This is a genomic window from Sphingomonas canadensis, from assembly GCF_026013525.1.
GTDB classification, from domain to species: domain Bacteria; phylum Pseudomonadota; class Alphaproteobacteria; order Sphingomonadales; family Sphingomonadaceae; genus Sphingomonas; species Sphingomonas canadensis.
In genome coordinates, this window is record NZ_JAPDRA010000008.1 from 46,030 (window position 1) to 70,363 (window position 24,334).

Genomic DNA, 24,334 nt, shown 5'->3' on the forward strand with positions numbered 1-24,334 from the left:
TTTCGCCGAAACCCGGGGCATGATGCGGCACCTGATCCTTTTGCTGACGCTGGCGCTCTGCTGGGCCGCGCCGGCGCGCGCGGACGATATTTCGGCCTCGGCGCGCGGCGTGGTGCGCATCGTCACCATCGCGGTGGTGGGCGACGAGGTGGTGGGCTTCGGCCATGGCAGCGGCTTCGCGGTCGCGCCCAACCGGGTGGTGACCAACGCCCATGTCGTCGAACTGGCGAGCCGCTATCCCGACAATGTCGTGATCGGAGTGGTGCCGTCCGAAGGCGACAAGTCGTTCCAGGGGCGGCTGATCGCGATCGACCCCGACCGCGATCTGGCGCTGATCGAATTCTCCGGCGTGCGGCTGCCGACGCTGGCGATCTACACCGGCGCGGTGGCGGAAGGCGACGCGCTGATCGCGCTCGGCTATCCCGGCAACGTCGATCTGGCGACCGCGCGCAGCGCGGCCGACTTCATCAATCCCCAGTCGCCGGTGCGCAGCCAGGGCAATTTCTCCGGCAACCGCCGCCTGGGCAACACCAGCGTGCTGATCCACACCGCCGCGATCGCGCGCGGCAATTCGGGCGGGCCGCTGCTCGATCGTTGCGGGCGCGTGCTGGGCGTCAACACCGCGCAGACCAATGGTGATTCGGGCGATTCGAGCTTCGGCTTCGCGGTTTCCGCCGCCGAGCTGGCCGCCTTCCTGGCCGAGGCGAAACAGCCCGCCTCCACGGTGACCGTGCCCTGCACCACCGTGGAGCAACAGATGGCGCAGGACCGCGACGCGGCCGAGGCCGAACGCCTGGCCGCCGAGGAGCGCGCCCGGGTGGAGGCCGCCCGCGCCGACGCGCAGCGGCAGGAGGCGATGGCCCAGGCGCGCGCCAGCAACGCGGCGGCGCGCGAGAATTTCATGGCCGGCGCGGCCGTGCTGCTGGTGCTGGGCGCGCTGTGCCTGGGCGGCGGCGGGCTGCTGCTGTCGCGCGGACGCCAGCGCGAGGCGATCTGGGTCGCGGCCGGCGGCGGCGTGCTGTTCCTGGGCGCGGTGGCGCTGTTCATCAGCCGCCCGACCTTCGACGAAACCAAGGTGGTGCCCCTGCCCGCCGACAACGGCACGGGAACCGGCAGCACCGCGGCCCCGGCTCCCGCCGGGCGGATGGTGTGCAAGCTGGTGCCCGAGCGCAGCCGCGTGATCCTGAGCAAGACCGACGATGTGACGCTGGATTTCGGTGCCGACGGCTGCGTCAACGGCCGCACCCAATATGCCGAGGCAGGGCGCAACTGGCAGCGCATCCTGGTGCCCGATCAGGAGCAGACGGTTTCGGTGCTGGACTATGATCCGGCCACCCAGACCTATACCAACACCCGCTACCTGCTGTCGGCGGAGGAAATGGGCAAGGCGCGCAAGCTGCGTTCCGAGGTGAAACTAAAGAGCTGTTCGACCGACCAGGCGGCGCGCGCCGGCATGGCGACGCAGCAGCAGCAGATCCGCGCGTCGCTGCCCCAGGTCTATAACGAGAAGCTGGTCTACCGCTGCGCCGCGGGCAACTGAGCGCGGGACAGCGCCGCCGAAACGGACGGTTCCCCGCCCGCCCCCGATCGTGCTAATCGTTCCGGCAGGCTAACGGGCGGGGAAGCATGGCAGGGGCGCTGGGCAGGATCGTTACCGGCACGCGCAAGCGGCTGTGGGCGGCGGTGCCCGGCCTGATCGCGCTAATCGTGATCATGGTCCTCCAGTTCGTCCAGGTGCCGCAGGTCGAACGGCTGGGGCCGCTGCTGTTCGACGGCTTCCAGCGCGCCGCGCCGCGCCCGTTCGAGGATACCGCCGTGCGCGTCGTCGATATCGACGACGAGACGCTGAAGCGGCTGGGCCAATGGCCCTGGCCGCGCAGCGACGTGGCCGAGCTGACCCGGCGGCTGACCGACGCGGGCGCCGCCGCGATCGGTTTCGACGTGGTGTTCGCCGAGCCGGACCGCACCTCGCCAGCGATTCTGGCCGCGCGCGCCGAGAAGGAGGGCGCCGCACCCGAAGCGCTGGCCGCGCTGAAGGCGCTGCCCGACAATGACGCGGTCTTCGCCGAGACGCTGGCCAATTCGCCGGTGGTACTGGCCTATTTCCTCAACAACGAGCCCAAGGGCGCCCCGATCGAGCCCAAGGCGGGCTTCGCCACCACCGGCACCTCGCCGGACAAGTCGGTGGTGAACTTCACCAACGCGATCCGCCCGCTGAAGCAGCTCAACGACGCGGCGATGGGCAACGGCTTCGTCAGCCTCCAGCCCGATCTGGACGGGATCGTGCGCAAGCCGGCGCTGCTGGCGGCGGTGGACGGGCAGCTCCTCCCATCGCTGGCGGCGGAGACGCTGCGCGTGGCGCAGGGCGCGGGATCGATCATCGTCAAGTCGAGCGACGCCAGCGGCGAGCTGGGCGCCGACGGCAGCGGCAGTTTCGAAAGCGCGGGCAGCCAGGTTGCATCGCTCAAGATCGGCGATTTCGAGATCCCGACCACGGCACGCGGCGAGTTCAACGTCTATTACACAAAGCCCGCGCCGCAGCGGATCGTACCCGCCTGGAAGATCCTGACCGGCGCACTGACGCCCGAGCAGATGGAGCAGGAGTTCGGCGGCCGCATCGTCCTGATCGGCACGGGCGCGGCCGGGCTGCGCGACCTGGTTTCCACCCCGGTCGCCGAGCGCGAACTGGGCGTCGTCGTCCACGCCCAGGTGATCGAGCAGGTGCTGCTCAAGAAGTTCCTCGTCCGCCCCTATGACAAGGTCTTCTGGTTCGAGACAATGGGCACGCCGCTGCTGGGGCTGCTGCTGGCGCTGCTGCTGCCCTTCCTGGGGGCGATCCGCGGCGCGGTGGTGGGCATATTGCTGTCGGCCGGGATGGTGGCGGCGAGCTGGCTGGCGTTCCGCCAGGGGATGATGCTGCTCGATCCCACCTATCCGGTGCTGGCCATCCTGGCGGTGTACGTCACCAGTACCGCCTTCACCTATTACCGCGAGGAGAAGCAGCGCGCCTATATCCACCAGGCGTTCGACCGCTATCTCTCGCCCGATCTGGTGCAGCGCATCGTCGACGATCCCAGCCGGCTGGAACTGGGCGGCGAGGAGCGCGAGATGACCGTGCTGTTCTGCGACGTGCGCAGCTTTTCCGCGATATCGGAAAAACTCAGCCCGCAGGAGATCATCCGCTTCCTGATCGCGTTCCTGACGCCGATGTGCGACATCCTGCTGGCGCGCAAGGCGACGATCGACAAGTTCATCGGCGACGCGATCCTGGCCTTCTGGAACGCACCGCTCGACGATCCGGACCAATATGGCAACGCCGCGCGCGGCGCGCTGGCGATGGTCGACCGGCTGAAGCAGCTCAACCGGGAGATGCCCGGCGGCACGGAGCCATGGCCGGGCGAGGTGAGCATCGGCATCGGCCTGAACGCCGGCCCGTGCTGCGTCGGCAACATGGGATCGGCGCAGCGCCTGTCCTATTCGCTGATCGGCGACACGGTGAACCTGGCATCGCGGATCGAGGGGCTGACCAAATATTATGGCGTGCCGATCCTGATGGGATCGGCGCTGCAGGAAAGGCTGCGCGAGTTCGCGACGCTGCCGGTGGACCTGGTCCGGGTGGTGGGCCGCGACGCGCCCGAGCAGCTCCATGTGCTGCTGGGCGACGAGGCGATGGCCGCCGCGCCCGCGTTCGGCGAATTCGCCAAGGCGCATGAGGCGATGCTGAACGCCTATCGCGCGCAGGATTGGGACGCGGCGCAGGCGCTGGCCGACCAGGGCATCGAAGGGCCGGCGGCGGCCTATGGCCTGGTCAAGCTCTATGCGCTGATCCAGGGCCGGATCGCGCTCTATCGCGAAAATCCGCCGGGCGCGGACTGGGACGGCGTGTACCAGGCGACGGAGAAGTAACGCGCCGGTTGCGGGCGGTGGACGGGGATGACAGGATCGCCCGGCGTGACCCACAGTATCTTCCCCAACCTGCAGCCGCTCCGCGAGCGGCCGATCCCGGCCCAGCATGCGGTGCGCGAGCGCCAGTCCGGCTATCGCGCACATCCGATCGCCATGGACGGCGCGGCCAGCCGCGAGCCGCTGATGCCCGCGGAGGCTTTCGGGCTGGCGGGTGCCAACTATTATCATCTGACGCGCAACCCGCCCTATTATGCGCGCATTCCCGGATCGGTGCCCTATGTCGCGGTGCGCGAGGGCGTGGGCCGGCGGCTGGCGGCCGTGCAACGGCGGCTGGCGGCAGACGGCGTGGCGCTGTGGCTGTACGACGGGTGGCGGCCCAATGCGGTGCAGGCCTATTTCTACGATCGCTGGATCCCCGATCAGGCTGCGCTGCGATATGGCACCGAGGAAGGGCTGAGGGCGATGCGCGGCTATTGGTCGCGGCCGACCACCGATCCGCTATCGCCCGCCCCGCACCTGACCGGCGGCGCGATCGACCTGACCCTGTGCTGGGCGGACAGCCGCGAGCCGCTGTGGATGGGATCGCTGTTCGACGATGTGACCCCGGTGGCCCATCTGGACCATTTCGAGGCGCCGATCGCGGGCATCTCCTATTCGGACGAGGAAGCGCGGGCGAACCGGCGGCTGCTCTATTGGGCGATGGCGGAGCAGGGTTTCCTCGCCAACCCGACCGAATGGTGGCACTTCAGCTTCGGCGACCAGATGTGGGCCAAGGTGACCGGCGAACCCGCCGCACTCTATGGCCCGGCAGAGGGGCTGTAGGGCTTATCCCCCCTGCCCTATTTTCTGTCTATCAGCACGGCCTGCTGCCATCGGCCCGGCGCCTTGTCGGTGCGGTGGATGCAGCCGGGCCAGCAACAGGGCCGCTTCTTGCCCTCCATCAGCTCCTCGACGGTTCGTTCGATGCGGCGCTGGCGCGTTGCGGGCTGTTTCGCGTCCTCGACCCAGCAGATGAACTCGTTGCGGCCGAGCGGCGTCAGCCCCTCCCACAGCGCCAGCACGCCGGGGCCGGATCGCAGCGCGGCCTGAAGATCCTGGCCGGCCTCATGGACGGTGCCGTGCGCAAAGCCTGCCGTCACCAATGCCTCCCATGAACGGGCGCGGCGCCCATGCCTAGAACGGCACCCCAAGCGCCTTCGCCTGGCCTTCCAGCTCGGCCTTCGCGCCGGGGTTGGCGGCGACGGCGGCCTTCAGCGCGGCGCTGGCCCTGGCGGGCTCGCCCAGCGTCATGCGGCTGCGCATCAGCATCACCCAGCGTGCCACGTCCTTCGGATCGGCCTTCAGCCGCTCCTCCAGCCGCGCGACCATGCCCTGCGCCATCTCGTTCTGCTGGCTGGGCGAGAGCCTGGCCGCCTCGCGCACCTCATCGGCGGTGGGGCCGCCGAGACCGGCCATCGCGGGCGCGGATGCTCCGGCAGGCGGCATCGCGGGCGGCGCGGGCTGCTTCACGCTGGCCAGGCGCGGGGCGACGTCGATGCCATGGAGCTTGCCGACCTGCTGGATCGTGCGGCGCAGATCGGTTTCCCAGGGCGCCCCGGGCGGCGTATCCGCCAGCAGCGCGAACCAATCGTCGATCGCGCCCTTGTGATCGCCGTCCAGATCGCGCTTCGCCGCCAGGAAATAGCGGCTGGGCGGGTCTTTCGGATCGATCGCGAGCGCCTTGCGGAACGCCTCCACCGCAGCCGGTGGCATCGGATCGCGTTCGGAGCCGCGCGCCCGCGCCTCCCCCAGCACCGACCATATGCGCGCGCGATCGGGCGCCAGGTTCGCGGCATGCTCCAGCGCGGAGACGGCGCGCGGATAATCGTCCGCGTCGAAATAGGCCATGCCGAGCGCCATCCAGGCCTCCGGGTCCTGCGGCGCGGCCTTGGCCGCCGCCTCCAGCGATTCGAGGGTGACGCCCGCCGAGGCATTCATCGCGGGGACGGGCGGCGCATCGCCCTTGTCCCGAAGTGATGCAAAGACCAGCACCCCCGCGAGCCCGAAAGCCGCCGCCGCCAGCGCGATCTTGCCCGCCGTCGCCGCCTGCATGCCGCCCATCAAACCGCCCGTTCCCCTGCCGTAATGGCTGGCGCACGATGCGCCGCTTGCGCTATTCTGCCTCGCCGGGCGGCGAAAGCCTAGCCGCAACGAGGGGGATCGGATGGCGGATCGCGTGAAGATCGCGATCGTGGGATCGGGGCCTGCGGGCCTCAGCGCCGCCGCGCGCGCGGCGCAGCTTGGCCTCAGCCACGTCCTGCTCGAAAAGACCGACCACCTCTCCGACACGATCTACAAATACCAGAAGGGTAAGCATGTGATGGCCACGCCATCCGCGCTGGTGCTGCGATCGGACATGGATTTCGACGCGGGCAAGCGCGAGGCGGTGCTCGGCACCTGGGACAGCCAGGCGGCCAAGTTCAAGGTCAACGTGCGCTACCGCAGCGAGGTGAAGGCGATCGAGGGCGAGAAGGGCGCCTTCGCGCTGACGCTGACCGACGGGGCGAGGATCGAGGCGGAGACGATCGTTCTCGCCATCGGCACCCAGGGCAACCCCAACCTGCTGAAGGTGCCCGGCGCGGAGACCGGCAACATCCAGTATCAGCTCGACGATCCCGGCGAATATATCGACGAACATATCACCGTGATCGGATCGGGCGACGCCGGGATCGAGAATGCGCTGGGCCTGGCCGCCGACGCGGCGCAGGGCAACACCGTCACCATCCTGAACCGCTCGGCAGATTTCGCCCGGGCCAAGGGCGCCAACGTCAAGCTGTTGCAGGAGGCCGCGGACCGCGGGCGCATATCGATCCGGCTGGAAACCACCCCGGCGGAGATTCGCGGCAACCAGCTCCTGCTCGATACGCGCGACGGGCAGGAGACGATCCGCGCCGACCGGATCATCGCGCGCATGGGTTCCGCCGCGCCGCGCGCCTTCGTCGAAAGCTGCGGGATCGAGTTCACCAGCCCGGACCGCGAGGCCTTTCCGAAGCTAACGCCCACGTTCGAATCGACCAAGCCCGGCATCTTCGTGATCGGCGCGCTGGCGGGATATCCGCTGATCAAGCACTGCATGAACCAGGGCTATGACGTCGTCGAGTTCATCAACGGCAACAAGAGCCTGAAGCCCGCCGACGAGCCGTTGCTGCTGGCCAAGTTCGCCAAGTTCCGCGCGAAGCGCAGCGTCGACGAATGGCTGGAATTGCTGCGCGGCAACGTCACCATCCTGAACGAGCTGTCGCCGCTCCAGATGCGCGAGTTCATGCTCGATTCGGAGGTGCGCAGCTACAAGGCGGGCGAGGAGATATTCGAGCGCAACGACCCCGGATCGTCGCTGTTCGCGATCGCGCAGGGCTCCGTGCTGGTCGAGATCGACCCGAAGAACCGCAGCGTCACCGTGCCGATCGAGCAGGGATCGATCTTTGGCGAGGTGGGACTGATCTCCGGCCGCCGCCGCGGCGCCACGGTGCGCGCGGGCGAGAATGCGGTGGTGGTGGAGATATCGCGCACCGCCGCGCTGAAGCTGATGGCGTCGGTGCCCGCGGCCAAGCGCGCGATCACCCGCATCTCGGTGGAGCGGCAGTTGCTCCAGATGTTCGGATCGGGGCTGACCGCCACCGATCTGGCCGAGGTGCTGGACACCAGCGAGATCATGACCGTGCGCGCCGGCCAGCCGATCCTGAAGGAAGGCGACGAGGGGCAGGACATCTTCGTCATCCGCGTCGGATCGATGATCGTGGAGAAGGCGATCGGCGGGCGTCAGGTGTTCCTCAACTATCTGCCCGCCGGTTCCTATGTCGGCGAGATGGCGATGATCGCGGGCGGGCGGCGCACCGCCACCGTGAAGGCCGCGGTGAAATCCGAGGTGATCCAGCTGAAGGGCGAGGCGTTCCTGAAACTGCTGGCCGCCCGCCCCAGGCTGGCCGAGAAGCTGCGCGGCGACATGGCGGCGCGGCAGAACATCAACGCCTTCATCGAAAGCCGCAAGGACAGCTTCTCCGGCGCGGTCGACCTTTATTCCGCCACCGCCAGCTTCCTGGTCGAGAACGGCATCGGCGAGGCGACCGACGTGCTGCTGATCGACGAGAATCTGTGCGTCGGCTGCGACAATTGCGAGAAGGCCTGCGCCGACAGCCATGACGGGCTCAGCCGCCTCGATCGCGAGGCGGGCAAGACCTATGCCCATCTCCACGTGCCGACGAGCTGCCGCCATTGCGAGCATCCGCACTGCATGGCCGATTGCCCGCCCAACGCGATCCACCGCGGGCCGGACGGCGAGGTCTTCATCGACGAGAAATGCATCGGATGCGGCAATTGCCAGCGCAACTGCCCCTATGGCGTGATCCGCATGGACAGCGTGCCGCCGAAGAAGCCGCCGCTGTTCGCCTGGCTGGCGCTCGGCCTGGGCCCGGGGCCGGGCGAGCCGGGCAAGGCATGGAAATACAAGGCGAAGGCCAAGGGCACTGAGGCGCCCAAGAAGGCGATCAAGTGCGACATGTGCGCCGGCATCAAGGGCGGCCCGGCATGCGTGCGCGCCTGCCCCACCGGCGCGGCGATCCGCGTGGCGCCCGAGGAATTCCTGGGCGTGGCCCGGCTAGAGCGGGGTGACGGCTGATGGCCAGCCGCGCGGAACGGGCGCGCGACACCGCGCTGCACGACGGCTTTCTGCGCCACCGGAACTTCCGCTGGCTCAAGATTTCCACCATGCTGTGCCTGGCGGTGATCGCCGGATATTTCCTGGCCGACGTGAAGCCCCGGCCCAACGGCGGGAGCTGGTACGGCTATACGCTGGGCACCATCGGCGCGCTGCTGATCCTGTGGCTGACGCTGCTGGGCGTGCGCAAGCGATGGATGACCAGCGGCCACTGGCGGCTGAAGGCGTGGACCAGCGCGCACGTCTATCTGGGCCTCAGCCTGATCGTGATCGGCACGCTGCACACCGGATTCCAGCTCGGCTGGAACGTCCACACGCTGGCGTGGGCGCTGATGATGCTGGTGATCATCACCGGCATCTGGGGCATCATCGTCTACGCCACGCTGCCCAAGGCATTGTCGAACAACCGCGAGGAACTGACCCAGACCCAGATGCTGGAGGGGCTGCGGGCGATCGACCGGCAGTTGCACGAGGCGGCACAGCCGCTGGAACATGCCGACGCCGAACTTGTACGCAAATCGCTGGAACAGAACCCGTTCGGCGGCGGCATCCTGGCGCGGCTGACGGCGAGCAACGCGGGCTGCGCCACCTGCAAGGCGCTGGCCCGCATCCGCCGGATCACCGGGCCGCAGGCGGACCTGGGCGGCGATCCGCTGGAGAAGGTGGATTCGCTGCTGGAGCGCAAGAAGGCGATGCTGGTCCGCCTGCGCCGCCACCTGCAGCTAAAGGCGATGCTGGAGGTCTGGCTCTACATCCATGTGCCCGCCACCTTCGCGCTGATCGCGGCGCTGACGGCGCACATCGTCAGCGTGTTCTTCTACTGGTGAGCGGCGCATGACGTTCCTGATCCGCACCATCAGCTTCACCGCCGACCATCGCGAGATCGTGCGCGAGACGCGGGTGGCCGCCGATGCGGTCACCATCGGCCGCGCCGCCGAGAACGACGTGGCGCTGCCCGACCTGGCGGTCGAACCGCAGCATGCGCGGATGACGATCCACGGCCGCCGGGTGCAGGTCAGCGCGCTGAGCGCGCTCGGCTTCGAGGTGGACGGCCGTTCGCAGGCGCGCGCGGACATCGACGCGGGCAAGGGCGCCGAGATCGGGCTGGGCGGGCACCGCATCACCATCGGCCTGGCGCCCGACGGCGCGGTGACGCTCACCGTGCGCCGCGTAGACGCCATCTCCGACGCGGAGGAGGAACGCGAGGAAGCATCCGCCTTCTCGCTCGCCGGCAAGCTGCCGGGACGGCGGCTGACCGCGTGGCTGCTGGTCGCGGCGGTGCTGATCGGCTTCCTGGCGCTGCCGGTCTGGGGCTATCTGCAGGGCGAGCGGCGGGCAGACCACAACCGCAACATCTACAGCGTCGATGCCGATGCGAGCTGGTCGAGCGGGCCGCTGTCGGCCGCGCACCATGCGCTGGAGAAGAACTGCGAATCCTGCCACGTCCAGGCATTCGTCGCGGTGCGCGACGAGACGTGCCGGACCTGCCACACGGACGTTCACGACCACGCCCCGCCCGCGCGCATCGCCAATGCACGCGCGGCGCCGGGGGCGTTCGGCGCCTTCCTCAATTCGGTGGCGTCCTTCTTCAACAAGCCCGGGCCGGGCGCCTGCGTCGATTGCCATAGCGAGCATGAGGGCGCCGGGCCGATGCAGCAGACCGCCCAGGCGTTCTGCGCCGATTGCCACGCGACGCTGGACCAGCGGCTGAAGGATACCAGGCTGCCCAACGCGGGCGATTTCGGCAATGCGCATCCGGAGTTCCGCCCCACCTTTGCGCGCACGCCGGGCGGCGAACTGATCCGCGCCGCGCTGGACCGGCCGCTGACCGCCGAGAGCGGGCTGAAATTCCCCCACCGGATGCACCTGGACAAGGCCGGCGGCGTCGCGCGGATGGGCCAGAACCTGGGGCTGGGCGCCGGGCTGGACTGCGCCGATTGCCACAAGCCGACCGCCGACGGCGTCCGCTTCCTGCCGGTGGACATGGAGAGCAACTGCGGAAGCTGCCACAGCCTGGCCTATGACCGGGTGGGCGATACGGTGCGCAAGCTGCGCCACGGCGACATCGCACAGACGATCGCGGACCTGCGCGCACGCTATAGCAGCTACACCCCGCCGCGCCCGATGGAGCTGGGCAACGGGCGGCGGCGGCCGGGCGCCTATGCCCAGGGGCAGGTCTATTCGATCTACTTCGGCCCCGCGTCGCGGCGCAGCGCGGACAGCGTCATCAACCAGATCTTCGCCAGCGGCGGCGCCTGTTCCGAATGCCATACGGTGACCGGGGGCTATGGAAGCTGGTCGGTCGCGCCGGTATCGCAGCCTTCGCGCTACATGCTGCACGGCTGGTTCGATCATGGCGCGCACAAGACCGAGGATTGCGCGACCTGCCACAAGGCGGACGCATCGGACAGTTCGTCCGATCTGCTGCTGCCCGGAATCAAGACATGCCGGACATGCCATGGCGGGGAAGCGGCCTCGTCGCCGGTTCCCTCAAGCTGTGCCATGTGCCACAGTTACCATAGCGCCGAAGGGGCTCCCTGGCGGCCGGGCGGGCAGGCGGCCCGCCAGGGCGGCCGCGCAAGGGGGGGCGGAACATAGGGGTTCGAACGATATGCTGATCGCCCAGATCACCGACCTGCACGTCGGCTTCGAACCGGACAATCCGGACGAATATAATACGAAGCGCCTGCGCCGCGTGCTGGAGACGATCGCGGACGGGCCGAACAAGCCCGACCTGATGATCGCCACGGGCGACCTGACCGAGCGCGGCGACGTGGACAGCTATAAACGCTGTGCGGAGATGCTCGCGGAGCTGCCCTTCCCGGTCTATCCGATCCCCGGCAACCACGATCTGCGCACCAATTTCTCGCGCGCCTTTCCGGATGTGCCCACCCCCGGCGGCTTCGCCCAATATACCGTCGATACCGGTCCGGTGCGGCTGATCCTGCTCGACACGCTGGAGGAGGGCCGCCACGGCGGCGCCTTCTGCGAGGTGCGCGCGGCGTGGCTGAAGGAGCGGCTGGCCGAGGAGACGGGCAAGCCCACGGTGATCGTGATGCATCACCCGCCGATGGACGTGGGCATCGATTGGATGCGCACCGATCCCGCCGAGCCCTGGGTGGCGCGCTTCGCCGATGCGATCGCGGGCGCGGAGCAGGTGAAGGCGATCCTGTGCGGCCACCTGCACCGCCCGATCGTGAGCCCGTGGAAGGGCGTGCTGACCGCGGTATGCCCCGCCGTCGCGCCGGGCGTGACGCTGGACCTGCGCCCGATGGACCCGGAAGCGCCCGACCTGCGCCCGATGGTGGTGGCGGACATGCCCGGCTTCGGCTTCCACTGGTGGAACGGCACCGAGCTGGTCAGCCTCTACGACTATGCCGAGGAGAGCGTGCCGCTGGCGAAGTTCGATACGCGGATGCAGGGGCTGGTGAAGCACCTGATGGCCGAGCGCCCGGGAGCCGCGGGGCACCACTGAGCGGGTTGCGGGTCGCGGGTTGCGGCGGATCGCCCGCGCCTGTGCCGCCGGTGCCGGGCATCACCACCGTTCAGCCCGTGAAGGGCGGCCATCCATGGATGTATCGCAAGCGGCAACGCGCCCTTCGACGGGCTTGTCTGTGTGAGAAGGCGTAAGCTGAGATTGCCGGGGTGGGGTGGCCACCCCACCCCGGCGGCGGATGTGAGGCCGTTCGACAGGCAGGTCTGCGAAGACCGTCTCTGAGCATGGCCGCATCCGTCTTCCCAAACCCCGAACAGTTGCTTGGGGCCGTGGTCACGGACCCCGCACGACAAGCTTGGGAGACCGGATCATGCCACAGCCCGACCTGTTTGTCGGCATCGATGTCGCCAAGGACGAGCTCGTCGTCCACCTCCACCCCGCCGGAACGCAGTGGCGGATCGCCAACGGCAAGGCCGGCCTGGCCACGCTCGGGCGCAGGCTCGCCCGGCTTGCCGGAACAGCCTGCCTGCGCGTCGGCTTCGAGGCCTCGGGCGGGTATGAGCGCAAGCTTGCGATCCTGCTCGATCGCCTCGGGCTTGCCGCCTATCTGCTCGATCCGGCGCGCGTCCGAAGCTTCGCGCGCGCCGAGCGGCAGATCGCCAAGACCGATCCGCTCGACGCCGCCGTGATCGCACGATGCCTCGCGGCCCTGCACCCCCAGCTCGTGCCCCACGTCCATGACGCTCAGGCGATCAGGCTCGCCGAGCATGTCCGCATGCGCGACCTGGCCGTCGCCCAGGCCGTTCAGTTGGGCAACCAGCTCGACACCATCGCCGATGCCGCCATGCGCCGCCTCATCAGCTCCCAGATCGCACGTCTCAAGGCGCTCGCCCTGCGGATCGCAAAGGCCATCGCCGCCCTCATCGCCGCCTCGCCCCGACTGGCTGCGCGCGATGCCCTCCTGCGCACCGCTCCCGGCGTCGGACCAGCCGTCGCCGCATGCCTGCTCGCCAGAATGCCCGAACTCGGACGCCTCTCAAGCCGCCAGGCCGCAGCCCTCGCCGGCCTCGCACCGTTCGACCGCCAGAGCGGCAACACCAGCCGCCCCGGACGATGCTCCGGCGGCAGACCCTCCGTCCGCCGCGCACTCTACCTCGCCGCCCTCTCCATCGTGCGCACCGGAAAAGGACACCTCGCCGAAACCGCTCAGCGACTGCGCAACAACGGCAAACCCTTCAAACTCGCCATCGTCGCTACCATGCGCAAACTCATCATCACCCTCAACGCTATGCTAAAACTCAACAACCCCTACCAACCCAACTGAACACAGTTGCTCAGCGCGATCGGTGGTGGGATGGCCGGTTCCGCAAGCCCAGCGCCCCGGCCCGCTCAGGGCGAACGGTGGGAATGGCCGGTTCCGCCGGCCCGGCCCGCTCAATCCTCCGGATAGACGATCTCGCCTTCGGGCATGAACTTCGCCGCCGCGTCGGCATCCACATTGCCGCTATCGCGCGGCGTGCAGCTTATGTCCCTGATCTGCTTGCCATCCTTGCGGACCAGCACACCGGAGCTGAATTCGGGCATGTTGCCGCGCGCGTCGAAATTGGTGCGGACGGTGCGGCTGTAGACGGTGTAGCCGTGGCTGCCGCTGGTGAAGCTCACCTGAGCCTCGCCGCCGCCCGAATAGCCGGTGCGCGCCCATTGCATCGTGCCGGTGCCGCTGGCGGGATAGCTGAGCTCCAGCTTCTTCGCGGTGCCGAAACGGTATTGGGCATAGTTGGCTCCATTGGCGGTGCCGCCGCAGACGCTGATCGTCTTGGTGCCGCTACGGCAACTGAACACCACCGTCTCGCCCGGCTTGCAGAGGCCGCGCCCCTTGGCGGCGACGGCCACGCCCGGCGCGCTATCCACGGCGGCGACTGGCGCGGCGGCACCCAGCGGCGCCAGGGCGAGCGGCGCGGCAAGCGCCAGCGCGATCGGAAACAGCTTCATCTTCCCCTCCCCGAAATCCCGCGACGGGAATAGCCCGGCGATGCTGAACGGCCAATGGCCAGGGCGACGCCTTGAGCGCTACATTCTGTGCAACCCCAATCCGGCTTCCTGGCCGGGCTTGCAGCGTGCGAAGCGAAGCCCGCTTTCGCGAATCTCGATCTCGTCGTCGGCGATGCGGATATCGATGTCATGCGTCGTATCCGCCGCCCGCACGAGCGACAGGCGCAAGGTATCGGGCGAAGGCTGATGCACCGTCCGCACCCGCTCGAACTCGTGGAGGCCGGGCACGAAGAATGCGAGCATCAGGGAATGCCCCGGAGCGAGTATCTCGAACTGAAGCCATCCTCGCCTCGGCGCGCCGAAAGGGGTTTCTGCGACCTGGCCCGCACAAACCATCGCCGCAGTCTCGCCCGTCAGTATCTGGACAAAACCCTGCCCGCCCGAGATCGCGGGAGTGAGCGCGAGCAGATTGGCATTGCTCACTTCCGGACCGATCGGATTGGGAGCCGCAGGACAACGGCGCCAGTGATTGCCCGGCTTGCCGTCCTCGTCGAGCAACGCGAATTCGTTCTGTCCTATCTGGCGCAACTGCGTCAGCGGAAGCCGCTCACCGTCGCGATGCACCGCGGTGAGGGTGATCACCGCGCCTTCGGCCGTAGCCTTTAGGCCGGCGATCGAGGTGAAGAGATCCGGCGGCTCATAGCGCAGCAAACGACCGCCCGACCGCGCAAATTCGAAGGCGATCTGCTCGCCACGCGCCACAATCGAGCCGCAGGCTCCGCCCGGCTCCTCGTCAACCCTTAGCCAATTCCCGGCGAGGAACTCCTCGGGCGAGGGGCTGGCTGCCGTCGGCGCCGCAACCTGCAGCGCCGCGATCAAGGCCATCAGTCGCATCACCGCCCAGCCCCGTTCCCCGCCGGCATCGGCCCCAGCCAGGCGCGCATGTCGGGCTGGTCGGTGACCTTCCACACCTGGCCGTCGGGCCGCAGGAACAGCCGCTCCATCTCCGGCCGGGTGAAGGGGCGCGAGCCCAGGCGGCCGAAGATCGCGATCTGGCCGCCGGTCTCGTCCACCGCGCGATCGCGGTCCAGGCCCTTGGACAGCGACAAGGCCGGGCTGGGCGTGCGCGCCCAGGCGATCAGCTCCGGCACGGGCGCGGGGGAGAAGCCGTAGAAATTGGGCTGGCTGGCGGGCGAGGTGAGCTGGAGCACCTTCAGCCCGTTCCGCCCGTCCGCGACATAGGCGAAGAGCGATGCGTTGGTGGCGCCCAGGATCACGTCCTGCGCGTCGTTGAGCTGCCCGTCGAACGTATAGGCGCCGAACCATTTAGGCTGCGCCGGATTGGTGACGTTGACGATCGCCAGCCCCTGCGCCCCGCCCGCGACATAGGCATAGGTGCGGCCGATATAGACGCGGCGCGCATCGGGCATCGCGATCAGGCCGGATGGCACCGCCACCGGATCGCGCAGGTTGGTGACGTCGAACAGCTCGACGCCGTTCGCGGTGGTGACCCACAGATAGCGGAACTGGATCGCGCTGGCCCGCGCGTCGCGCAGCGGGCGGACCGCCGCCAGCCGGGGCGCCAGCGGATCGTGGAGGTCCACCACCACCAGCCCGGCGTCGGCGGTGATATAGGCCACCTCGCCCGCCAGCACGATGTGGCGCGCGCCGTTGAGCACGCCGTCCGGGTTCCACGCGGGGGCGGCGCGCTTCAGGAAATTGTTGCGCAGCTCGCCATCGGCCATCGTCTCGATATTGACGAGGTACAGCCCCTCTTCCGCATCGGTGACCGCGGCATAGCTGTAGATCGGCAGGAACGGCTGTTCCTGGTTCGCCTCCAGCAGCGATATCTCGCGGCCGTCGGGGCCTTTCACCATCATGCCCGCCATCTTGCGGCTGCGATCGGGCGCGATCGGCTGGTTGGTGGGCAGCGCCATGCAGGTGGCGTTGCGCGACTTCACCTGGGTGTTGTGCCCCAGCTTCGAATAGGGCGCGGTGAGGATGCGTTCGGAGAAGCCCTTGTTGGCGATCGACGCCACGTCATAGACGCGGAAGCCGCCCTTGCCCTCCGCCACATACATATATTCGCCGCGAAGCTGGAGGCAGCCGACGCTGCCCGGCGTGCCCTGGACGACATTGGCGAATTCTTCCTGCGCGCCGGTTTCGCCCGAACCCTTCTTGCCGAAGGTCTTGCCGCGGACCCAGTTCTTCAGCTCGCGGCCATTCTGCTCGACGTGCAGGCGATAATAGTCGGGATAGGCATAGCGCTGAAGATAGGAGCCGATCACCGCCTGGGGCTCGTCCCATTCGGTGACGCGCGTCGCCTGGAAGCCGCCTTCCAGCCCGCTCCATGCATTGAGGCCGACGAAGTTCACGGTGTTGGTGCCCAGCAGCAGGAGCTGGGCCATGATCGCGTTGTTGTCGTCCTTCGCGGAGACGTGGCAGTCGCTGCACTGCTTGGTCTCGGTCGTGCGGACGGTGTGCGGGAAGTGGGGGGCGAAGGCCTGGCTGGAGAAGCCGGGGGCGGAGATCGGAGGTTGCTGGATGTAGATCCGCTCGCGGTTCACGTTGGTTGAGGACAGTACCAGCGCCGAGGAGCTGCGCACGGGCGCGACCTGGTTGCCCTTGGTCGTCTGGTGCTTGCCGAGCTGGAACATGTCGTCGCGCGCCACCTGGGGGTTGTAGGTCGCGAAGTTGCGCGTCTCCTCCCCCTCGAAATGGTGCATCTTGGTCTTCCAGTTCGCCTCGATCGGCAGGTGGCATCCGCCGCAGCTCGTGGTCCAGGAAAGGTGGCAGGTGAAGCACGCCATCTCCTGCTCGCCATGCGCGCGATCGCCCTGCGACACGCCCAGCCCGAAGCGGAAGCCGTTGCTGGCGCCGTCCTTGCTCATCAGCTTGGCGCGCGCCGCCTTGGCGTTGAAGATCGGGTTGCCAGGCGTCACCGAATCCTTGACAAGATGGACCTCCCATTCGAGGTCCGGATCGACCAGCGAGCGCTGGATCAGCTTGCGCCGGCCCCCGCCCAGATCGATCCATTCGAAGCGGCGCTTGCCGTCCGGATTGCGCAGCAGCTCAAGGTTCGATCCCTGCGGCCGCGCGGCGGGGCCGGAGGTGCGCAGGTCCGGATAGGCGTCCGCGGTGCCGTGGCAATCCTTGCAGCCGATCTCGACCGCGTTCGCCACCTCGCCATAGATCAGGCCGTTGCCGTGGCTGTCCTGCGCGAAATGGCAGTCGGCGCATTGCATGCCCTTTTCGGCGTGGATGTCCATCAGATGGACCGCCTTGCCCGGATTGGTGCCGGGCTTGACGAACTTGCCCTCCCCCTTGCGGCGCCACTTCTCCGGATCGTCGGGGCTGATGATGTTGCCCTCCGCGTCGAGCAGATTGCCCTCGCGATCGCGCTTGAAGATGCCGCGGAAGTTCCAGCCGTGGCTGTGATAATCGGCGAACTGCGTGTCCTTCAGGCCCGGGTTCAGGTCATAGACGTTGCGCAGGAAATCCAGGTCGCCCCATTTGCCGCGGACCGAGGCGCCCTCCGGATTGCGCTCCAGGATCGCATGCTGCTCGGCGATGGTGGGGTGCTTCTGCTTTTCCGGCCACATCGCGGGCGCGTCGGATTCATAGTCCCACATCGTGTAGCCGAGGTAGGAGTTCAGGAAGATGTTGGGCTGGTGCATGTGGCAGCTCATGCACTGGCTGGTGGGGATCGCGCGGGTGAAGGCGTGGCGCAGCGGATGGCCGCGCTCCTTCTCGCCCGGCTTGATCAGCGATCCGTGGCCGTCGCCGTGCCCGTCCCCATGCCCGGCGTCTTCCTTGCCCAGCTTGGCGGCGATGGTGGGATCGACCGAGACGCTCTGACCGTCGCGCCCGTATTTGGCATAGACCAGGCTGTGCCGCGGCTCGCGATCGTTGGCGTAGATCACATGGCAGCCGGTGCAGCCCGATCCGCGGAAATCGCCCGGCTGATCGTTGGTGCCCATGAACCACAGGAACGGATCGTTGAGCCGCGTCTTGTGGATGTTGAGCACGGGGATGGCGACGCGCAGGCCGGTGCCCGGGCCGCGGTTCGACTGTTTCAGGTCCGGGCGGCCAGGCTCCTCCAGCCGCTGGATCGATCCGGTGGGATTGGGCAGCCCCACCTCGGCGAACTGGGTGCTGACGTTGCGGCCACCGCGTTCGAACACGCGGAAGATGTCGCCGGGCGGAATCACCTGCCAGTTGGGCAGCGGATAGAGCGCCGCCAGCGCGCCGCGCCGCGCCTCCTTCTCGGTCACCGTGCCCGGGGGATCGCCGGCCGACACGATCTTCGCCGGCTGGCCGTCGCGCGTATAGGCCTCGCCGAAGATGTAGCTCTTATAGGGGACGATGCCGTTGTTATAGGCCGCGCCGCCCCACAGCATCGATCCCGTGGCCATCAGCGATCGTTCGGCCGCCTCGATCACCTCCATGTGGCAGGCGCCGCAGCTTTCGCGCACCACGCGATAGTCGCCGGGGTTCACGAAGCGGATATATTCGGGCGCTTCCTTGTTGAGCAGCGTGTAGCTGCGCGTCGGATTGGCCGAGCTGGGGTAGTTCCACCCCTTTGGATAGCGCGGCAGCACATGCGCCTTGTCGCGCGCGGCCACATATTCGGCGGCGTCGAAGCCCAGGTTCGGATCGCCGCGCACGCTGGCGTCGCCGCCATGGCAATCGGTGCAGCCCAGCCGCACCGCGGGGGTGGCGTGCATCGACGGCTCGTCGGTGCGGGTGTGGCAGGAATAACAGCCCTCGGACTTGGCGGAGACCTGTTCCGGCGTCTGGTTGCGCGGCGCGGGCGGCGTGGCCGCATAGCTGCGCTCGACCGGCTTCTCCTCGTCGCTGGCGTGGAGCGCCACCGGCACCAGCAGCGCGGCCAGCGCGAGCGGCGCCAGCATCGCGATCCGTTTCGGAAGAAGGGAGAGCAGCCGCATCAGTAGGACAGGATCGCATTGGCGAGCACGGAAACATAGCGTTTGTCGCGCGCGCGGTTTTCAAACAGGTCGCGGAAGCCCTTGCTCGGTTCGAGCACGGCGGCCGAGAGGCGGAAGACCAGGTTCTGCGTCGCCTTGGGCCGCCAGATCGCCGCGGCGGACACATCCCAGCCGATGCTGCGCGGGATGCTGCCTTCGTTGCGCAGCGTTTCCAGCGTGGTGGTGTTGGCGAAGCCCAGCTTGTTGACATTGGCCGACAGGCGCACGCCGGGCGTGAGATCGAAATCCGCGCCCACCCCCACCAGCCAGGTGCCGGGATTGTTGAAGTTCGACTGGCCCTGTTCCTTCGACGAGCGCAGCGAATTGAGGATGCCGTTGCGCCCGTTGAGCGACACCGCGCGCCCGCCGCCCGCGAACGGGATCGTCTGGCGGATCCAATAGCTGGTGTCGGCGCCGGCGAAGACCGGGTTTTCGAAGATCGCGTCGAACCCCGCCTCGGTATCGTTATAGGGGTCGGCGTCTCCGCTGGCGTAGAGGCCGGACAGGCGGAAGCGCATCCAGTTGTGATCGTAGCTCAGCTCCGCCGCGCCGAAATAGGCGCGGATCTGGGCCGGGCGGCTGGTGAAGAAGCTGTTCGAATCGCGGCCCAGCGCGCCATAGGCCGATGCGGTGACGTTGATCCGGCCGATGCGGCCATCGGCATTGTAGCCCAGATAGACCACGTCATAATCATGCCCGCGCAGATCGCCCAGCAGCTCGGGCCGCACGGGGAAGCCGTTATCGTCGATCTTGATCCCGTCGCCTTCGCGATTGCGGTTGTAGAGCGCGGTCACCTGGCTGGTCAGGCTGGGGATCAGGAAATCCTGGCGATAGAGGTTGGCCACCAGCACGAAATCGTCGCGCGGGCGCGTGATGACGCTGTTCAGGCCCGAATTGGTGTCCTTTTCCAGCCGCCAGAAGGCCGCGAGATTATATTGGAAGCGGTTGCCGTCGCGATTGCCGAACAGCCGCACGCCAAGCTGCTGATCGTTGAACAGGAAGCCGCGGAAATCGCTCTGGAACGGCTGGATGCCGACACGGATCGAATCGAAGTCGTAGCGATCGGAGACGTTGCGGATGTGGTAATCGACGAACAGCTCCTGCACGCCGACGAAGCTGTCGGTGCGGCGGCTGGGCTTGCTGGGCAGCACGGAGAGCACGCGGCGTTCGGGCACATCGACATGGTTGATGTTGAACGCCAGCGCGACGCGATATTCGATCTCGGGCGGCTTGAACGCGGTCGATCCCTTGATCAGCGACGCGCCGACGATGAAAGTCTGCGAGGCGACGAAGCTGGCGTCCTTGCCGAACACGTCCAGGCTCTGGGGGCGTTCGGTGGTCTGCACGCCCACGGGAATCGGGAAGGTGCGCGGCTCCAGCACCGTATCGCTGACGGCTGAGGCGGCGAGGAACCAGTCCTCCCCCTTGATCCCGAGCCAGCCCCATTTGTGCGGATCGAGCGGGCGATCGCCCTTCAGCGTGTTCTGGTTATAGGGATCGAACCAGCGTTCCTTCACCACGCCCAGGCTTTCGATCAGGCGCCAGCGATCGGGGATCGGCACCTGATCGGTGGGAAAGGCCTCCGGCGGGGGCGCGCGGACGGCGCCGGGATTGAAATGGACGATCCTGTCGGGCAGCGGCTCCACGAAATCGGGGCGGCGGCGGCCGTCGAGCGTTTCGGCCGGATCGGTCTCGAAATCGCGGGGATCGATCTTTTCGGGCTTCGGGGGCGGCGGCGCCTCCTGCCCCTCCTCCGGCGGCGGGGGCGCCTCCTGCGGATCAGGCCCGTGCCAGGGATCGAACTCCGCCGGCGAAAGCATCAGGACCGCGGCAGGGGCGAGCAGCGCCATCGCTACAGCCCCTGGCAGACATTGTTCGCGGAAGAATCGAGGAAGGGGGCGAAGGGGCAGCTCACATAGCGCAGCCGCACGGTGGCGCCGCCCGAAAGCGTGACGACGATATTGTCGGCGCGGATCGCCGCGGGCGCGTTGCTGATGCCGCCCGCGCGGGCGCCGCCGTTATGCACGCCCAGGAAGCTGATCATGTCGTCCTGATCGATGCCGTCGCCCGACACACCGATCGCGCCGACCAGCGTGTTGCCGCGATAGACGGGCACCGATCCGGGGAAGATCTGGATGCCGTTCTGCAGCCGGTTGCGGCCCGGCACCGCATCCGGAATGCCGGTGCAGCGCGGCGCCGTGTCGATCAGGCTGGCGCCGGTGACGAAGCCCAGATGCTGCGCCAGATTGGTGAGGATCAGCGCCGATTGCAGCCCGGTGGAGAAGGGGTTGAACTGATCGATCGGCCGCGAGAGCGGGCCATGGGGGCGCCCCACCTCTCCATCGGGGAAATAGGGGCGCGAGAGGTTGCCGCCCGAACGATCCGCAAAGGCATGGGTGCCGGTGAGCGCCGCGGGATCGTTGAGGAATGTCCTGAGCGCGGGGACGAAGGCGCGGACATCGGCGCTGGGATCGGCGAGGAGCTGGGCACCCGCCACGCTGTTCGAGAAGAAGGCCGCGGTGCGCGCCTTTTGCAGCGACACGTCGATGCCGAAGATCGGCGCATCGGGCGCGCGGACGATGCCCAGCACCGCGCCGTGCGTGTCCACCAGGCTGATCGACACTTGGGCGCGGCTGTCGAGCGGCTGGCGGATCTGGGCGCGGGCGCGCGACATGATCGTGAACGCCTCCTCCAGGATCGCGCGCGCCTCCGCCGCGGTGATCGGATTGGCGACGCTGCCGCCGTCCGTGCCCGCGCTGACCGGAAAGCGGTTCGTGCCCGAACCGTTGCTGAGGACATAGGCGTCGATATTGGCGAACTCGCCCGCCGTCGCCGCGCGGACGCCCGAAGCCTCCGTGCCATAGACCGCGCCGGGCAGAATAGCGGGCGCCGGGCCGTAATAGCCGGTGACCGCGACCAGCGATCCCAGCGCCGGATTGGTGGCGGCATAGGTCGCCGTGCCGGGGCTCGCCAGGCCGGTGTAGGCCACGTCGCTGAAGCGGAGCTGGGTGCCGTCGACATAGATGCGATCGGCGCGGATCGTCTCGGGCGATTCGAAGCCGCGGGTGCCGGCGAGCGCGATCGCCTCCTCCGCGCTGGCGTCCACGTCGCGCACGTCGGTGTCGAAGCCATAGTCGCCATCGGCCATCACGCCGACGCCGCCGACCAGCACCCCGTTCTTGTAGAGCGGGAAGCCCCCCGGATCGGCGGCCAGGCCCAGCGGCGACCGCTTCGGCCCGATCTGTGCCGCCGGGGCGGGATTGCCGAAGCGCTGGACCAGATCGGAACAGGGCAACTGGCTGAACTGCACGCCGAACAGCGGCCCGCTCTCCAACCCCGGCGTGATGCCGGAGGGGGGGAAATGCTGTTGCACGATCATGCTGGCGGTGCGCGTTGAGAAGGCGTTGCCGCCCGACGAGAGATAGGCGCCGGTAATCGCCTTGGCGATGGCGCCGGCCTCTGCCGGGATGGTCAGGTTCTGCGCGTCGATATTGGCGCCGTTGGGCGCGGGGCGGGTGAGCGCGGTGGCGGCCGCGCCGGTCATGCGGAACACCGCGAGCACGTTGCCGACGCGATCGACCACCGCAATGACGGCGGGGAGCGAGCGGGCCTGCGCCTCCGCCGCCGCGCGGGCGACGACATTCTCGACATCGGCGATGCTGAGCGATTCGGCGCCGGGCGCCGTATAGAGGTGCGCCGCCGGGGCGGGCGTGGGCGTGGGCGTCACCGCCGGGCTGGGCGATCCGCCGCCCCCGCCCCCGCCGCACGACTGGAGCAGCAGCGCGGAACCGGCGAGCAGCGCCGTGGCCCGCCGCATCATCGCAACGCCCGGATGCTGCGCACGGCGCTGGCCAGCGAGGCGCGGAAATCGGGGCCGCGATAGCCGTTGGGCTCGTTCACCGCGGCATAGGCGCGGTTGATGTCGGCGCGGATGCCCGCCGCCGCGCCCAGCGTGATCCGCCCCTGCTTGACCAGCGCGTTGAGCAGCGTGTCGATCGCCATCACCGCCTGCACCGATCCCTGGTAATCGGTGAAGCGCGCCGCGTTCGGCCCGGCGATGCTGTCCACCATCGCGAAGGCCGCGTCGCCGCCGAAGCCCGCGCCCGAAAGCGCGCCGGCCAGCGCCTGCGCCGTTCCCGACAGCCGGCGCGCGGCGGCCACCGCCGCCTCCCGCCCCTGGCCCAGCGCACGGTGGAAGCCCTTGCTGTCCGCATCGAGCCGCGCCGCCAGCCCCGGCGCCCCCACCCGCGCCGCGGCGGCGAGCAGGATCATGTTCTCGTCCTGGTACGGCGGCATGCCGAAGGGGATCGGGCGGCCGGGATTGGTTTCGAACGTCAGGTTGCGATCGGCCGCGTCATAGATGCGGCGATGGCAGCTATGGCAATCGAAGAAGGTGAACTCCGGGAACGCCCCCTCCGTCCCGCGCGGGCTGGCGAACAGGTCGAGCGAGCGTTCGAGCGCCATCGCCTGGCCGACCGCCCACAGCTTCACGCTGTCCGTGCCGCCCTTGCGCCGGGAATAGTCGGCGTCCTCGTCCCAATGCTGCTGCAGCGTGGAGAAAAGGTCGATCTCGAAGCTGATGCGCGGGTGGCCGGCGGCCATCATCCGGTGGGTGACATATTGGCCGCTGCGCGCGCTGCCTAGGTGGCAATCGAGGCAGACGCCCGCGCGCGCGGCCGGGCGATCGAGCGCGGTCAGCCCGCGCGACACATTGTCGGCATGATCGGCGCCGACCTTGTAATGGCTCGCGATCCAGCCGGTGGCGCCGCCGTGGCACGCCTCGCAGCTAACGCCGTCGGTGGTGAGGAAGCGGCGGCCCTTCGGCCCGTCCACGGGCGTGGCGTGGCAGCCGAGACAGGCGGGCGCCGCCGAAGGATCGCCCAGCCCCAGCGTCGCCGCGATCTGCTTGCCCCGGCGCGAGGAAAGCACCGCGAAGGCGCGGCTGTGCGCGCCGCCGGGTGAGGAAGGCTCCTGCCAGCGCATCAGCTCGTCCTGGCGGACGACGGCGCCGTCGGCCTCCATGCGGCCGTGGCAGGTGGTGCCCGCGCAGCTCGCCACGCCCTCGAACCCGGCCGCGGCAGGAGCGCCGGCCGAGGCGGCGCCGATCGCCGCGCTGACCGCGGCGAACAGAATCGCGGCCGCGAGCGCCAGCGCCCCCGGCTTCGATCCCAGCAGCTTCCCCCCAATCGCCATTCGCGCCGATCCCTGTGTCAGCCAAGCGATATTGCCCCATCAGCCGCAAGGGCGACAGGGCCATCTCATCCTTTTAGCGTATCGTTTCAGGAACGGAATCCCTTTCACGCACAGGCTTATCCACAG

At 68.6% G+C, this 24,334-nt stretch carries 16 protein-coding genes; 8 read left to right on the plus strand and 8 right to left on the minus strand.

Annotated features, from left to right (window positions below; genetic code table 11):
- Positions 1 to 19: 19 nt before the first annotated feature.
- The 3 genes from OM513_RS15110 (at position 20) to OM513_RS15120 (ending at position 4,728) form a co-directional block, all read left to right on the plus strand.
- Entirely contained in the window at positions 20 to 1,540 is a 1,521-nt protein-coding gene (locus tag OM513_RS15110) for a S1C family serine protease (RefSeq protein WP_319951622.1), read from the plus strand.
- 86 nt (positions 1,541 to 1,626) lie between these two features.
- On the plus strand, positions 1,627 to 3,906 hold the full coding sequence (locus tag OM513_RS15115; RefSeq protein ID WP_264945384.1) for a CHASE2 domain-containing protein: 2,280 nt from the start codon (positions 1,627 to 1,629) through the stop codon (positions 3,904 to 3,906).
- 45 nt (positions 3,907 to 3,951) lie between these two features.
- Positions 3,952 to 4,728, plus strand: coding sequence for a M15 family metallopeptidase (locus tag OM513_RS15120; protein ID WP_264945386.1), 777 nt, complete (start codon positions 3,952 to 3,954; stop codon positions 4,726 to 4,728).
- A 17-nt stretch (positions 4,729 to 4,745) separates the two neighbouring features.
- On the opposite strand, the gene OM513_RS15125 is transcribed toward OM513_RS15120, so the two are convergent.
- Both OM513_RS15125 and OM513_RS15130 read right to left on the minus strand, forming a co-directional pair.
- Entirely contained in the window at positions 4,746 to 5,045 is a 300-nt protein-coding gene (locus OM513_RS15125; protein ID WP_264945387.1) for a YdeI/OmpD-associated family protein, read from the minus strand.
- Positions 5,046 to 5,079: 34 nt separating this feature from the next.
- The gene (locus OM513_RS15130; RefSeq protein WP_264945389.1) at positions 5,080 to 5,997 is read right to left on the minus strand and encodes a tetratricopeptide repeat protein; all 918 of its coding nucleotides are present in this window, start codon (positions 5,995 to 5,997) and stop codon (positions 5,080 to 5,082) included.
- Positions 5,998 to 6,109: 112 nt separating this feature from the next.
- Here OM513_RS15130 and OM513_RS15135 point away from each other — a divergent pair, with 112 nt between their 5' ends.
- The 5 genes from OM513_RS15135 (at position 6,110) to OM513_RS15155 (ending at position 13,359) form a co-directional block, all read left to right on the plus strand.
- The gene (locus OM513_RS15135) at positions 6,110 to 8,560 is read left to right on the plus strand and encodes a cyclic nucleotide-binding domain-containing protein (protein WP_264945390.1); all 2,451 of its coding nucleotides are present in this window, start codon (positions 6,110 to 6,112) and stop codon (positions 8,558 to 8,560) included.
- On the plus strand, positions 8,560 to 9,426 hold the full coding sequence (locus tag OM513_RS15140) for a hypothetical protein (RefSeq protein ID WP_264945391.1): 867 nt from the start codon (positions 8,560 to 8,562) through the stop codon (positions 9,424 to 9,426). Before OM513_RS15135 ends, OM513_RS15140 begins: the two co-directional genes overlap by 1 nt.
- Before the next feature lie 7 nt (positions 9,427 to 9,433).
- Positions 9,434 to 11,197 (plus strand): cytochrome c3 family protein, encoded by a 1,764-nt coding sequence (locus tag OM513_RS15145; RefSeq protein WP_264945392.1) that lies wholly within the window; start codon positions 9,434 to 9,436, stop codon positions 11,195 to 11,197.
- Positions 11,198 to 11,210: 13 nt separating this feature from the next.
- Positions 11,211 to 12,074, plus strand: a complete 864-nt coding sequence (locus tag OM513_RS15150) for a phosphodiesterase (protein ID WP_264945394.1) — start codon at positions 11,211 to 11,213, stop codon at positions 12,072 to 12,074.
- A 331-nt stretch (positions 12,075 to 12,405) separates the two neighbouring features.
- The gene (locus tag OM513_RS15155; protein ID WP_264945395.1) at positions 12,406 to 13,359 is read left to right on the plus strand and encodes an IS110 family RNA-guided transposase; all 954 of its coding nucleotides are present in this window, start codon (positions 12,406 to 12,408) and stop codon (positions 13,357 to 13,359) included.
- 110 nt (positions 13,360 to 13,469) lie between these two features.
- Here OM513_RS15155 and OM513_RS15160 read toward each other — a convergent pair whose 3' ends face one another.
- The 6 genes from OM513_RS15160 to OM513_RS15185 all read right to left on the minus strand — a co-directional run bounded on the left by OM513_RS15160 (position 13,470) and on the right by OM513_RS15185 (position 24,208).
- A complete protein-coding gene (locus tag OM513_RS15160; protein WP_264945396.1) occupies positions 13,470 to 14,027 on the minus strand; it encodes a hypothetical protein in 558 nt (185 codons plus the stop codon).
- 78 nt (positions 14,028 to 14,105) lie between these two features.
- Positions 14,106 to 14,912, minus strand: coding sequence for a hypothetical protein (locus OM513_RS15165; protein ID WP_264945397.1), 807 nt, complete (start codon positions 14,910 to 14,912; stop codon positions 14,106 to 14,108).
- Positions 14,913 to 14,920: 8 nt separating this feature from the next.
- Positions 14,921 to 18,976, minus strand: coding sequence for a multiheme c-type cytochrome (locus OM513_RS15170; protein ID WP_264945399.1), 4,056 nt, complete (start codon positions 18,974 to 18,976; stop codon positions 14,921 to 14,923).
- Complete coding sequence (locus OM513_RS15175; protein WP_380916352.1) at positions 18,976 to 20,865, minus strand: hypothetical protein; 1,890 nt, start codon at positions 20,863 to 20,865, stop codon at positions 18,976 to 18,978. Before OM513_RS15175 ends, OM513_RS15170 begins: the two co-directional genes overlap by 1 nt.
- A gap of 2 nt (positions 20,866 to 20,867) precedes the next feature.
- On the minus strand, positions 20,868 to 22,832 hold the full coding sequence (locus tag OM513_RS15180) for a heme-binding protein (RefSeq protein ID WP_380916351.1): 1,965 nt from the start codon (positions 22,830 to 22,832) through the stop codon (positions 20,868 to 20,870).
- Positions 22,832 to 24,208, minus strand: a complete 1,377-nt coding sequence (locus tag OM513_RS15185; protein ID WP_264945401.1) for a cytochrome c family protein — start codon at positions 24,206 to 24,208, stop codon at positions 22,832 to 22,834. Before OM513_RS15185 ends, OM513_RS15180 begins: the two co-directional genes overlap by 1 nt.
- Positions 24,209 to 24,334 lie beyond the last annotated feature (126 nt).